This is a genomic window from Belnapia mucosa, assembly GCF_016775475.1.
Lineage (GTDB): Bacteria > Pseudomonadota > Alphaproteobacteria > Acetobacterales > Acetobacteraceae > Belnapia > Belnapia mucosa.
In genome coordinates, this window is record NZ_JAEUXJ010000017.1 from 15909 (window position 1) to 28637 (window position 12729).

A 12729-nucleotide genomic window follows, 5' to 3' on the forward strand; every position below is an offset into this window, starting at 1 on the left:
CCGAGGGCACAGATCCGGGTTCGTCCCCGGGGCCAGCCTTGGACATCAGCGTGCGGAGGCGGTGCCATGAACTGCATCGAGGACCGGACCGGGGCAGGGCATGCCGTCCAGACCCGCCTTCGCCTGCCACCGCCGCACCTCCCTCCGGAGATCGCCGTCCGGTACGAGATCCGCCGCAGGGTCGGCACCGGCCCGGACGGCGCGGTCTACGAGGCTCTCGACCACTTGGTGGACCGGCGCGTGGCGCTCAGGCTGGTGCCTTGTCCCGGCGCGGAGGAGGCGCAACCGTATAGGCACGGCGGATCCGGCATCCTGCCGTTTGTGGCGGCGCGGACCGCCGCACGGCTCGTGCACCCCAACATCCTCCGCATCTATGACCTCGGCCGCTCGCCAGAGGTGGCCTGGATCGTGATGGAATTCGCCGGTGGCGAGTCGGTCCGGAGCCTGCTCGACCGTGGCAGCCGCATCGCTGCATCCGACGCCGTGTTCCTGACGAGCGACGTCCTCGCCGCACTGGCCTTCGCCCACGCGCAGGATGTGCTGCACGGAGACATCAGGCCGGAGAAGCTGTTTCTGGTGCCCGATGGATCGGTGAAGGTCACCGGCTTCGGCCGTCCCGACAACCGGGCCGGGTCCGGGACGGGGAAGGCCACCACACCGGCCGCGGCGGGCTACCTCTCGCCGGAGCGGCTGCGCGGCGGAGCGGCGGACCGGCACGCCGATCTCTGGGCGGCGGGAATCGTGCTGTTCGAATTGCTGACCGGCCGGCGGCCTTTCGAGGACGGGGACGCGCCGCCCGCAGGGCACCGGATCAGCGAGGAGGACGGGCTCCTACCGGCCCTGTGTCGGGCCGGCGTGCCACCCGTCATCGGCCAGGTGGTGGCGCAGGCATTGGCGACGGACGCCGCCGCCCGATTCCCGAGCGCCGCCTCTTTCGGCCGAGCGCTCCAAGCGGCCTCGGCCTCGGCAAGCACCGAGGCGACGGCCATCCTGAGGCCGGGCGCACCGCATGCTGGCCGTGGCGATCGCCTGCCGGCGCCGCCACAACTCCGGGTTTGGGGCGCGCGGGCGGCCACGCCAGGCCGGATCCTCGGCCTTCCACTGCGGGCGAGCGGGCGCGCCGGCGGTGCTGCCGCCGCGCTCGCGCTCTGCGGACTCGCCGCGGCGCTCCTGCCCCGCGGCGACGCGCTTCTCTGGCTTCCGCCCCCGCCGGCCGTGGCGGTGTCCGGGCCGGCCGTCGAGGCAGGCCCACCCCCGTCGGACGCGGGTGGGCAGGGGTCGGAAACCTTGGTGCAGGCCGTGCCGCCCCGCTCCGCCGAGGAGCCTGCACCGGCCACGCCGTCGGAACCGGATCGCCCTGCCGTTGCCGCACCGCTCCCGGCTGTGGGTGCGGATCAGGCGGAGCCGGCGCCTGCCGACCCAGTCGCTCCGGCGCCATCCGCAGCGCCGCGGATTCCCTCACCCTTTGCGCCAGGCAGCGCCATACTCATGCCGGTGGGGGCCAATGTGCGGGCCGGTCCGCAAAGGGACGCGAGGGTGGTCCGCCTAGTCGGCCGCGGCACCCGCCTGCAGGTCTTCGAGCGCAGCGGCAACTGGGTCCTCGTCGGCGGTGGCAACGACGGGCCCTGGGGCTGGGTGTATCTGCCCCGGCTCGGGAACCCGGCCGCTCCGGCACCGCCGGCAGGTGGTCCGGCCGCACCGGGCGGCCGGTGACGTCCCGGCGGGCGCCTCACGCCAACCTCACATAGCGAGATGCATCCCGCATGCCCTTCGACCCCGCCGCGCTGCTGGCCCCGGTGAGTGATGCCTGGCCCTGCGGCGAAGCCTTGGACGACATTCCAGCCGCTGGCGAGCTCAGGGCCCTCGCAAGCTCGCCGCAGCGCGCCAACTGGTCGCGACAGCTGGAGCGGGCGGTCGCACTCGCCGCCAGGTCACGCGACCTTCGTGCCTGGATTTGGCTTGCGCGCGCCGCCCTAGGCGCGGAAGGAGTGGCCGGCCTTGCCGCCGGCCTGCGCCTCATCGCGGACGGGCTGCAGCGGTACTGGGAGATCCTGCCGCCGCAGCACGCGGACGAGGCGGACCCGCGTGAGCGCTTCATGGCCCGGCTCTCGGCGTTGACGCAGCTTGGCGTCACTAATTTCGGCTGCTCCCTGGACCAGATTCTCGGCAGCGGCCGCACGGTCATCGACCTGCGAGCCGACCTCGAAGCGATGGCCGCGGCGGCGGCGGCGGACGAGGCGACGCGCCATGCCGCCGCCGAGGCGCGGGCCGCGATCGCGGATATGAGCCAGACCTTCGCAGCGCGCTTCGGACCCGGGCGCGATCCGCAACTCGGGTTCGAGGTTCTGGCCGCCGGCCTTGCGGCGCTGGAAGCGCGGCTCGCGGCGGGCGGCGGCCCGGCTACGGCCGGCCCGCCGGCGGCGGCGGCGGCGGGTGCCGCCGCCGCGCCCACGGGCGGCCAGACGCTGCGTTCGCTGGCGTCGCGCGAGGAGGTCGTCCGGGCGCTTGACCTAGTGCTGGACTACTACGCGTCCCACGAGCCCTCGAGCCCTGTGCCCCTGCTCGTCGGCCGCGCCAAGCGGCTCGTGCCGCTCTCTTTCCTCGACGCAATCAGGGACTTGGCCCCGGGCGGCCTCAGGGAGCTCCAGGCCGTGACAGGAGTCACAGACGGGAAGGACTGACCGGCCGCATACCGGGGGAGTCCATAGGCGTTCGGAGGAGAGACCAATGCCGCAGGAACAGGGTCAGAAATTCATTCAGCGCAACCGGGCGCCGCGCGTGCAGATCGAGTACGACGTCGAGATTTACGGATCGGAGAAGAAGATCCAACTTCCCTTCGTCATGGGCGTCATGGCGGACTTGGTGGGCAAGCGCGAGGAGCCGCTGCCGGCGGTCGCCGAGCGGAAATTTCTCGAGATCGACGTGGACAACTTCAATGACCGGCTGCAGGCCCTGCGCCCGCGGGTCGCCTTCACCGTCCCGAACGCGCTCTCCGGCGAGGACAACATGGCGGTCGACATTACCTTCGGCAGCCTGGACGACTTCGCTCCGGACGCCATCGCCCGCAAGGTCGCGCCGCTCAGGACGCTGCTCGAGGCGCGCGAGCGCTTGGCGCACCTGCTCACCTACATGGACGGCAAGGACAACGCCGAGCAGCTGATCGGCAGGCTGCTGGCGGACCGGCCGCTGCAGCAGGCGCTGGCCACGGCTGCGGCCGCGCCCGCCGGCGAGAACGACTGACCCGAACCGCGAGGAGGACACATGTCCGATCACCAAACACTCGAGCAGGACCGCGCCGCGCCGGGCGAGGCGGTGGAGGCCGACCGGTTCGACTCCCTGCTAAGGGGTGCTTTCCGGCCCCGCGACCGCGAGCAGGAGGCGCAGATCCGCAGCGCGGTCGAGGTGCTCGTCGGCCACGCGCTGGAGAACGCGGCGCTGATCTCGGGCGACGCGATCAGGACCATCCAAGCCATGATCGCAGCCCTCGACGAGAGGCTGACGGCGCAGGTCAACCTTATCCTGCACCACCCGGACTACCAACGGATGGAGGGCGCTTGGCGTGGCCTGCACCATCTGGTCAATAACACCGAGGTGGACCAAACGTTAAAAATCCGGTTCATGAGCATCTCCAAGGCCGAGCTTGGTCGGACGCTCGAGAAGTTCGAGGGCGCGGCCTGGGATCAGAGCCCGGTTTTCAAGAAGGTCTACACCGAGGAATACTCGATGTTCGGCGGCGAGCCCTTCGGCTGCCTCGTCGGCGACTACTACTTCGACAACAGCCCGGGCGACGTCGCCCTCCTCGGCAACATGGCCAACATTTGCGCCGCGGCGCACACGCCCTTCATCGCCGCTGCGGCACCCACGCTCTTCGGCATGGAGAGCTGGCAGGAGCTGATGAACCCGCGCGACTTGGCCAAGATCGCCGGCACGCCCGCCTACGCCAAGTGGACCTCTCTGCGGAAGAGCGAGGACAGCCGCTACATCGGGCTGACCGCCCCGCGGGTGCTGGCGCGGCTGCCCTACGGGGCGAAGACCAGGCCAGTGGAGTCCTTCGACTTCGAGGAGGACGTCAGCGGCACGAACCACAACCGATACTGCTGGATGAACGCCGCCTACGCCATGGCGACCAACATTACCCGCGCCTTCAAGCTGTACGGCTGGTGCACGCGGATCCGCGGCGTCGAGGCCGGCGGCGTCGTCGCCAACCTGCCGGTCCATACATTCCAGACCGACGACGGCGGAGTCGCCATGAAGTGCCCAACCGAAATCGCGATCGACGACCGGCGGGAGAAGGAACTCGCTGATCTGGGCCTGATGCCGCTGCTGCACCGCAAGAATACCGATATCGCAGCCTTCATCGGCGCGCAGTCCCTGAATAAGCCCGAGGAGTACGAGGACCCGGACGCCACCGCGAACGCCCACCTCTCGGCGCGCCTGCCCTATCTCTTCGCGGTGTGCCGGTTCGCGCATTACCTGAAGGCGATGGTGCGGGACAAGATCGGCACCTTCAAGGAGCGCGAGGACATGCAGGAATACCTGCAGTCCTGGATCACCAGGAACTACGTCGACGGCAACCCCGAGGTTTCAGGAGATGCCGGCAAGGCGCGCCGCCCGCTGCGGGCGGCCGAGGTCGTGGTCGAGGAGGTCGAGGGCAACCCTGGCTACTACAACGCCCGTTTCTACCTGCGACCGCACTACCAACTCGAGGGCGTCAACGTGAGCCTGCGGCTCGTTTCAAAGCTGCCTTCGGTGAAGGCAGCAGCCTGATCGGCGCGGAACACCCCGCCACCGAGTCACCACGCACAACCAGCCCCCATCAAAAGGAATCCTGCCATGTCGCACGATATCTTCATCAAGATCGAAGGCGCGAAGGGCGAAGCCAAGGACGGCGCCCACAAGGAGGAAATCGACGTGCTCGCCTGGAACTGGGGCATGTCGCAGTCCGGCTCGCGCCACGTCGGCGGCGGCGGCGGCACCGGGAAGGTTACCATGCGGGATATGCACTTCGTGCACTACATCGACAAGGCGACCCCCAACCTGATGCTGTTCTGCTGCAACGGCAAGCACATCCCTAGCGCGGAGCTGACGGTCCGGAAGGCCGGCGAGAAGCCCGTCGAGTACATGAAGGTGAAGATGACGGACGTGCTCGTCGCTTCCATCGACACCGGCGGCTCCGGCGAGCAGGAGCGCCTGACCGAGACGGTCAACCTCAACTTCGCCAAGGTCGAGGTCGAGTACACGCCGCAGAAGGCGGACGGCTCGGGCGAGGCGCCGGCCACCATGGGCTGGGACGTGGCGAAGAACGAGAAGGTCTAGCGGTGCGCCCCGCCGTGGCAGGGTGCCGGCGCCGCCCGTGTCCGGGCGATGCGGCGGCGCCGGGCTTCGGTCGGCGCCGTCTGGCATCGGAGACGTGCATGACGAACCCTGCCCTACCGTCCGGGACCTCGCTGCGCGAGGAGGTCGTGGCCGCCGTGGCCGCCATCCGCGCGGCGCCGCAATCTCCCGCACCACGGATCGCCCTGTTCCAGCTCGCGGCCGTCCTCGGCGACTGGGAACGGGCCCGGGCACAGCTCGAGACCCTGGCGGCGCTGGACCCGGAATTCACATCACTGGCCAGGGTCTATGGCGGGCTCATCGCCTCGGAGCGGGTCCGCGGACGGGTCTTCGTCGGCACAGAGCGCGCACGGGTGCTGGGCGAGCCGTCGCCATGGCTCCTCCTAATGGTCGAGGCCCTCTGGCTCGAAGGCAGGCGGGGCGCCGCCGGCGAGGCGCAGGCCCTCCGCGCTCAGGCACTCCGAGACGCCGCAGCGCGGCCCGGCCAGATCGGGACGGAGGAATTCACTTGGATCATGGATGCCGACCCACGCCTCGGCCCCACGCTGGAGGTGGTCGTCGAGGACCATTACCAGTGGCTTGCGCTTGACCGGGTTCGGGAATTGCGGGCCGAGGCGCCGCGGGCGCTCCGGGATCTCGTGTGGCAGCCGGCCACCATCCTGCTGGCGGGCGGCGCCGAGGTCCAGGCGTATCTCCCCGTGCGCTACCCGGGGTCGGAGGCCGAGGAGGCGGATGCCGTCAGGCTCGCGAGGGAAACCCGCTGGACCGGCGCGGCCGGCTGCCAGCGGGGCCTCGGCCAACGCGTCCTCGCTACGGACCGGGGCGACCACGCCCTGCTCGACATTCGCAGCCTGCGGCTGGACCAGGACGCGGAAAACCGAGATGCTTAGCCCCTTTCCGCGGGAGCGCCTCCAGCCATCCCTCTTCGACCGGCTTGAAGACGGCCTTGCCCCAGTGCTGGCGCAGCTCGACCGGGACCTCCGCGCGCTGGATCGGGCTCTAGACGGGGCGCAGCGCGCGGCGCTGGCGCGGTTGCTCGAGGCGGAGCACCCCGGCGGCGGAGCCGCACGGCCGGGAGGGGCCGAGGCGGGCGGCTTCGACACCCTCGGCCCAGAGGACCGGGCGCTGCTGGACCGCGTCCTCAAGGCGGAGGGCGCGCGGCGACTGCAAATGCGCCGCGGCGCGGCGCTCTCCGCGGCCGGGCTCCGCGACGCGGTCCTGCGCGACCTGCGGAACCTCCTCAACACCACCGCTGCCGAGGCGCGCCCGGAGGAGGGGGAGCCCACACTCCCTGGCCTTCCATGCGTAGCGGCCAGCGTCCTGAACTACGGCATCCCCGCGCTCGCCGGGCGCGTGCACGACGCCGAGGGACTGCTCGCGCTCGCGCGACACATTGAGCGCGCAATACGGCGGCACGAGCCGCGCCTTCGGAACCTGCGGGTGCGGCCCGCCTCCGAGACACCCGCGTCGCTGGGCGCCGCCGCGCCGGCCGCTTGCCCGGTCGCGCTGACCATCGAGGGCGAGCTCTGGGGCTATCCGGTGCCCGAGCACCTACTCGTCCGCACCGTCCTCGACTTCGACGCCGGCCGAGCCGAGCTCACCGGGCTGGATGCGCCGTCGTGATCAAGGATCCCCGCTTCCTCCGCTACTACGAGCAGGAGCTCCGCTTCCTGCGCGACCTCGGCGGCGAGTTCGCCAGCGAGCACGCGCGCGTCGCCAACCGCTTCGGGCTCGACGCCGACACCTGCGCCGACCCGCATGTCGAATGGCTGCTCGACGGCTGCGCCTTCCTCGCAGCTCGCGTGCAGCAGAAGCTCGACGGCGACTACGCGGTGCTGACCCAGCACCTGCTCGAGATGATCTACCCGGACTACCTGGCGCCGACGCCGGCCACCGGCATCGCCGTGCTCGAGCTGGCGCCGGACGCGCCGCCGTTGGAGCAGGGCTTCACCCTACCGCGCGGCAGCCGCTTGCAAAGCCGCCTCCTGCCGGAGGAGGGGAGCCGCTGCGTGTTCACCACAGCGCAGGCCGTGACCACTTGGCCCATCGAGATCACCGAGGCGAGCTACCTCGCCCCAGCGGCGCTGGCGGCCCGCGGCCTTGGCGCTGCCGCTGGGCGAGCGCGCGCCGGCCTCCTGCTGCGACTGCGCACGCGGCACGGCATCCCCCTGGCGGGCTTGGCGCTCGACCGCCTGACCCTGCACCTCGCGGGCCGGGACCGGGTAGCGCAGCTGCTCTACGAAGCCCTCATCGGCCATTCCAGCGGGCTGGTGGGCTGGCTGGAGGACACGCGGGGCGGGACGCCGCTGGCGCTCGACGGGCGCGTGTCCCGAGTTGGGTTCGCCGAGGACGAGGCGCTCTTCCCACCCTCGCCCCGCGGCTTCTCCGGCTTCCGCTTGCTCCGCGAGTATTTTACCCTGCCGGACCGGTTCCTCTTCGTCGCGCTCGACGGACTCCAGCCGCTCCTGCGGCGCGCCGGTGCTGGCACCGCGGCCGAACTGGTCGTGCTGCTCGACCGCTTTGAGCCGGCGCTGGAGGGCGCGGTGACCAGGGACCGGTTCGCCCTCTTCGCTACCCCGGTCGTGAATCTGTTCCATCGCCGCGCGACGCCGATCCAGGTAGAGCCCAACGAGGAGCAGCACCACCTCGTGGTGGACCGCTCCCACCCGCTGGACCATGAGGTCTTCGCGGTCACCGGCGTCCAGGGCTTCGGGGCGGAGGGCCGGGAGGCCTGCACCCTCGGCCCCTTCTACGCCGTGGCGGCGCGCGACCGCTCCGCCCCTGCGGGATACTTCACGCTTGAGCGCCGGCCGCGGCTACTTGGCGAGCGCGAGCACCGGCTGCGCGCCGCCCGATCCACCTATCTGGGCAGCGAGGCTTGGCTCGAGCTCTGCAACGCGGAGGGCGGCCCGCTGCGCCGGGATCTGAAGCGCCTCGACGTCGAGGTGCTGGCGACGAACCGCGACCTGCCGCTGCGCCTGCCCTTGCCGGCCGGGGCGATCCACCTCACCCCCGACGATGGCGGCCCCCTCGCCGGCGCCCGCATCCTCGGCACGCTCACCGCCCCGCGCCCCTCCCCAGCGGCGGTCGAACCACGCGGCGGCATCTGGGGGGAGGTCGCCTGGCGCCTGATCGGGCACCTCGCGCTGAACTACCACTCGCTCGTGGAGGGTCCCGGGGACCGCGGCGCTGACGCCCTGCGCGGCCTGCTCGAACTCTATGCCGGCGCGGCCGGGGCCCCGCAGCTCGTGCGGCACGCCGAGGCGGTGCGCGGCGTCGCCGCGCGCGCCGTGACCGGCCGGTTACCAGGCGGCGGGCCCATCACCTTCGGCCGTGGCCTGGAGGTCACGCTGGAACTGGCCGAGGCTCCCTTCCAGGACGGGAGCGCCTTCGTCCTCGGCGGCGTGCTGGAGGCATTCCTGCGCCGCCACGTGGCGCTCAACAGCTTCGTCGAGACCGTGCTGCGCACCTCCGAACGCGGGGAGATTATGCGATGGCCGAGCCATACCGGCAGCCGGCATCTCGCCTGACCCCCAACGGCGCGGCGGGGCCTTCCGTGCAGCGGGAGAACCACGAGCTCGCGCCGTTGCTGGCGGAGCCCGAGCGCTTCGGCCTCTTCGCGGCCCTGCGGCTGATCGAGGCGGCGCACCCGGACCGGCCGCGGCTCGGCGAGGCGCGGCGGGCCTGCGACGAGCCGGTGCGCCTCGGCCAGCCTCCGCACCTGCACTTCCCCCCGGCTGCCATCGCCGGCTTCGAGGCCGCCCGTGGCGGGCGGCCCGCCCGCCTCCGCACCTACGCCTTCGGCCTGTTCGGCCCGCAGGGGCCGCTGCCGCTGCACCTCTCACGCGAGGCGCTCGCCCGGGTCCGCCACCGCTCGGACCCGGCGCTGGCCGAGTTCTGCGACGTGCTGCACCACCGCCTGCTCTCGCTCTACTGGCGGGCCTATGCAGGGGCCCGGCCCGCGGTGGAGCAGGACCGGCCGGGCGCGGGCCGGTTCCGGCACCGGCTCGGCGCGGTTGCCGGGCTCGCCGGCCCGGGCTTCGCCGATCGTTCGGCGCTGCCGGACGGGTTCTCGCTCCATGCCGCCGGGCTGCTCGCGCTGCAATCCCGGCCGGCCGAGGCCCTCACCCGGCTGGTGTCCCTCTACTTCTCGGTGCCGGCCGGGGTGCGGGAATTCGTCGGCGCCTGGCTCGACATACCGCCCGGGGCACGGACCTACCTCGGCGGCCTGGGCTCGGCCACGCCCCGGCTCGGTCGGGACACCGTAGTCGGCACCCGCGTCCATCTGCGCGAGCACCGGTTCCGCCTTATCCTCGGCCCGCTCTCGCTACCCGACTTCCTGCGCTTCCTGCCGGACGGCGAGGCGTGGGAGCCGCTGCGGGCCATCACGCGGCGCGTCCCCGGCCCCGAATTCGACTGGGACCTGCAGCTCGTGCTGCGGCGGGAGGAGGTGCCCGCCACCGTGCTCAGTGCGGGCACCGGCGGTGTCCGGCTCGGCTGGACGAGTTGGATTGCGACGCGGCGGCGGGAGCGCGACGCGGACGACGTGGTGCTGCTCGGCAGCGGGTGAGGCAGGTAGGGAGGCAGGGATGTCCACGATCAGCCGCGACGTCGTCTTCGGGAAACTCGGCGGCACCGCCATGCGCACTCTGCGCGAGGCCTTCGACTTGGCCCGGCTGCGCGGCGACGGCCCGCTCGAGCCGGTGCACTGGCTCGCCATCCTGCTGCGAACTGAGGGCAGCGACTTGCCGCTCATCCTGGAGCGGCTGGGGGCGGCGCGGGAGGAGGATCTCCATGCCCAGGCGCGGCGCGCCCTGGATGCGCTGCGCGGCGCCCGCTCCGCGCGGCTCGATTTTGGCCTCGACCTGGAGCTGGCGATCGAGCGCGGCTGGATCAGCGCCAGTCTGGTGTTCGGCGGTGACCGTATCCGCACCGGCCACCTCCTCCACGCCATGCTCGAGGAGCCTCGGCTCAGGCGCCTGCTCACTGAGATCTCGGGCGCCTTCCGCGGCATGGACGCCGCGGCGCTGGCGGCACGGTTCCAAGAGCTGACCCGCGGCTCCGCCGAAGCGGCGGAATCGGCTGCCGCCGAGCCGTCCCCATCCGCCGCTGCGGCGGCCAACGCGGCGGCGCCGCCTGGCCGGCAGGGAGGCGCCCTCACCCGCTTCACGCGGGACCTCACCGAGGAGGCTCGAGCCGGCCGGATCGATCCCGTCCAGGGCCGGGACGCCGAGATCCGCGAACTCGTGGACATCCTCATGCGGCGGCGGCAGAACAACCCGATGGTTCTCGGCGAGGCCGGCGTCGGCAAGACGGCGCTGGTGGAGGGTCTGGCCCGACGCATCGCCGCCGGCGAGGTGCCAGAGCCGATGCGCCGCGTCCGCCTGCTCGCACTCGACGTCGCGGCGATGCAGGCGGGAGCCTCCGTCCGGGGCGAATTCGAGAGCCGCCTTAAGGCCGTGGTGGAGGAAGTGGCGGCCTCGGAGCGCCCGGTTGTCCTGTTCATCGACGAGGCGCACACGCTGATCGGCGCCGGCGGCGCTGCCGGGACGGGCGACGCGGCCAACCTGCTCAAGCCGGCGCTGGCCCGCGGCACGCTGCGTACCATCGCCGCCGCCACCTGGTCGGACTACAAGCGGCATATCGAGCGGGACGCCGCCCTCGCCCGTCGCTTCCAGGTGGTGCAGGTGGACGAGCCCACGGAGGCGGCGGCCACCGGCATCCTGCGCGGCATGGCGGGCGTGCTGGAGGCGCATCACGGGGTGCAAATCATTGAGGAGGCACTGGCGTCGGCGGTGCGGCTCTCCTCGCGCTATGTCCAGGGTCGTCAGCTTCCGGACAAGGCGGTCGCCCTGCTCGACACTGCCTGCGCACGCGTCGCGATGAGCCAGGGCGCGACGCCGCCGGCGCTGGAGGACACGCGGCGGCGAATCGCCGACCTCGAGCTTGAATCCGCGGCGCTGTCGCGCGAGCGCCGCATCGGCCTGCCCGATCCCGACCGCGAGGCGGAGATCAACCGGGAGCTCGCGGCGGCGCGCCACGCGCTGGCCGGGCAGGAATCGCGCTATGCCACCGAGCGGGAGCTGGTCGGCCGGATCCTGGAGCTCCGCGCCGAGCTGCGCGATAGCACGGTCATCGACAGCGGGGCGCCGCCGGAGGGTCTGGCGCGGCTCCGTGGCCTGCAGGAGGAGCTGGTCGCGCTCCAGGGCGAGGCGCCGCTGGTGCTGCCGGCGGTGGACCGCCAGGCCGTGGCCACCATCGTCGAGGCCTGGACCGGTATTCCGGTCGGGCGGATGCTCACCGACGAGATCGACGCCGTGCTCGGCCTGGAAGGAGCGCTGCGGCGCCGCGTAGTCGGACAGGATCACGCCCTCGGGCAGATCGCCCGGCGCATCGAGACGGCCCGGGCCGGTCTCGAGCACGAGGGCAAGCCGAAGGGCGTCTTCCTGCTGGTCGGCCCCTCGGGCGTCGGCAAGACGGAGACCGCGCTAGCCCTGGCCGAGCAGCTCTTCGGCAGCGACGCGCATATCATCTCCATCAACATGTCCGAGTTCCAGGAGGCGCACACCGTCTCCACCCTCAAGGGTGCGCCCCCTGGCTATGTCGGCTACGGCGAGGGCGGGCGCCTGACCGAGGCGGTGCGCCGCCGGCCCTACAGCATCGTGCTACTCGATGAGGTGGAGAAAGCGCATCCGGACGTCCACGAGATCTTCTTCCAGGTCTTCGACAAGGGCGTGATGGAGGACGCCGAGGGGCGCCGGATCGACTTCCGCAACACGCTCGTCATCCTCACCTCCAATGTCGGATCGGAGCTGGTCATGCGCCTCGCCGCCGATCCCGAATTGCGGCCGGAGCCCGAGACCTTGGCCCGGGCGCTGCGCGAGCCGCTGCTGCGGGCCTTCCCCGCCGCACTGCTCGGCCGCCTCACCGTCGTGCCTTACCTGCCGCTGGACGACGAGACGCTGGGCGACATCATCCGGCTCCAGCTCGGCCGCATTGCCGGACGCGTCGCGCGGGCTCAGGGCGTGCCCTTAACCTACGACGACACGGTGGTGGAGTTCATCCACAGCCGCTGCACCGAGGCGGAGAGCGGTGGGCGCATGATCGACGGCATCCTCACCGGCACCCTTCTGCCCGCGATGAGCCGCGAGATCCTGGAGCGGCTCCGGGACGGCCGGCCGCTCACCCGCATCCATGTGGGCGTCGCAGACGGGCGGCTGGTCTACGCCTTCGACTGACCGCGCGCCGCCTCCGCCCCAGCCCCGCTGCCACCGCCGTCGGGCGGCCCGGGGCTGTGAGCAACGGCACAGATCCCGCCGCGCCGCCGTCGCATGGTTGCGGCACGCCGCCGAGGCGGGACACCGCGGGCTGGGCCGGAGCACAGGCCGGGCCGGA

At 72.1% G+C, this 12729-nt stretch carries 10 protein-coding genes; all 10 read left to right on the plus strand.

What is annotated here, in order from left to right:
- Positions 1 to 66: 66 nt before the first annotated feature.
- The 10 genes from JMJ55_RS25220 (at position 67) to tssH (ending at position 12572) form a co-directional block, all read left to right on the plus strand.
- Complete coding sequence (locus JMJ55_RS25220; protein ID WP_202828387.1) at positions 67 to 1713, plus strand: serine/threonine protein kinase; 1647 nt, start codon at positions 67 to 69, stop codon at positions 1711 to 1713.
- Between the two features lie 50 nt (positions 1714 to 1763).
- Complete coding sequence (locus JMJ55_RS25225) at positions 1764 to 2681, plus strand: type VI secretion system protein TssA (protein WP_202828388.1); 918 nt, start codon at positions 1764 to 1766, stop codon at positions 2679 to 2681.
- A 46-nt stretch (positions 2682 to 2727) separates the two neighbouring features.
- Positions 2728 to 3240, plus strand: coding sequence for a type VI secretion system contractile sheath small subunit (gene tssB, locus JMJ55_RS25230; RefSeq protein WP_202828389.1), 513 nt, complete (start codon positions 2728 to 2730; stop codon positions 3238 to 3240).
- Between the two features lie 21 nt (positions 3241 to 3261).
- Positions 3262 to 4767: a type VI secretion system contractile sheath large subunit gene (gene tssC / locus JMJ55_RS25235; protein ID WP_202828390.1), complete on the plus strand. Its 1506-nt coding sequence runs from the start codon at positions 3262 to 3264 to the stop codon at positions 4765 to 4767.
- A gap of 66 nt (positions 4768 to 4833) precedes the next feature.
- A complete protein-coding gene (locus tag JMJ55_RS25240) occupies positions 4834 to 5316 on the plus strand; it encodes an Hcp family type VI secretion system effector (protein ID WP_202828391.1) in 483 nt (160 codons plus the stop codon).
- 98 nt (positions 5317 to 5414) lie between these two features.
- The gene (locus JMJ55_RS25245) at positions 5415 to 6224 is read left to right on the plus strand and encodes a type VI secretion system accessory protein TagJ (RefSeq protein WP_202828392.1); all 810 of its coding nucleotides are present in this window, start codon (positions 5415 to 5417) and stop codon (positions 6222 to 6224) included.
- Complete coding sequence (gene tssE / locus JMJ55_RS25250; protein WP_202828393.1) at positions 6217 to 6957, plus strand: type VI secretion system baseplate subunit TssE; 741 nt, start codon at positions 6217 to 6219, stop codon at positions 6955 to 6957. The genes JMJ55_RS25245 and tssE overlap by 8 nt, the downstream gene beginning before the upstream one ends.
- Positions 6954 to 8864 (plus strand): type VI secretion system baseplate subunit TssF, encoded by a 1911-nt coding sequence (tssF, locus tag JMJ55_RS25255; protein WP_202828394.1) that lies wholly within the window; start codon positions 6954 to 6956, stop codon positions 8862 to 8864. Before tssE ends, tssF begins: the two co-directional genes overlap by 4 nt.
- Positions 8828 to 9904, plus strand: coding sequence for a type VI secretion system baseplate subunit TssG (gene tssG / locus JMJ55_RS25260; RefSeq protein ID WP_202828395.1), 1077 nt, complete (start codon positions 8828 to 8830; stop codon positions 9902 to 9904). The genes tssF and tssG overlap by 37 nt, the downstream gene beginning before the upstream one ends.
- 19 nt (positions 9905 to 9923) lie before the next feature.
- Complete coding sequence (gene tssH, locus JMJ55_RS25265; RefSeq protein ID WP_202828396.1) at positions 9924 to 12572, plus strand: type VI secretion system ATPase TssH; 2649 nt, start codon at positions 9924 to 9926, stop codon at positions 12570 to 12572.
- Positions 12573 to 12729: the final 157 nt, after the last annotated feature.

Coding starts and splice junctions, on each gene's coding strand:
- tssC (WP_202828390.1), top strand. CDS start 3,262: ATGTCCGATCACCAAACACTCGAGCAGGACCGCGCCGCGCCGGGCGAG.
- JMJ55_RS25245 (WP_202828392.1), top strand. CDS start 5,415: ATGACGAACCCTGCCCTACCGTCCGGGACCTCGCTGCGCGAGGAGGTC.
- tssE (WP_202828393.1), top strand. CDS start 6,217: ATGCTTAGCCCCTTTCCGCGGGAGCGCCTCCAGCCATCCCTCTTCGAC.
- JMJ55_RS25240 (WP_202828391.1), top strand. CDS start 4,834: ATGTCGCACGATATCTTCATCAAGATCGAAGGCGCGAAGGGCGAAGCC.
- tssG (WP_202828395.1), top strand. CDS start 8,828: ATGGCCGAGCCATACCGGCAGCCGGCATCTCGCCTGACCCCCAACGGC.
- JMJ55_RS25220 (WP_202828387.1), top strand. CDS start 67: ATGAACTGCATCGAGGACCGGACCGGGGCAGGGCATGCCGTCCAGACC.
- tssB (WP_202828389.1), top strand. CDS start 2,728: ATGCCGCAGGAACAGGGTCAGAAATTCATTCAGCGCAACCGGGCGCCG.
- JMJ55_RS25225 (WP_202828388.1), top strand. CDS start 1,764: ATGCCCTTCGACCCCGCCGCGCTGCTGGCCCCGGTGAGTGATGCCTGG.
- tssH (WP_202828396.1), top strand. CDS start 9,924: ATGTCCACGATCAGCCGCGACGTCGTCTTCGGGAAACTCGGCGGCACC.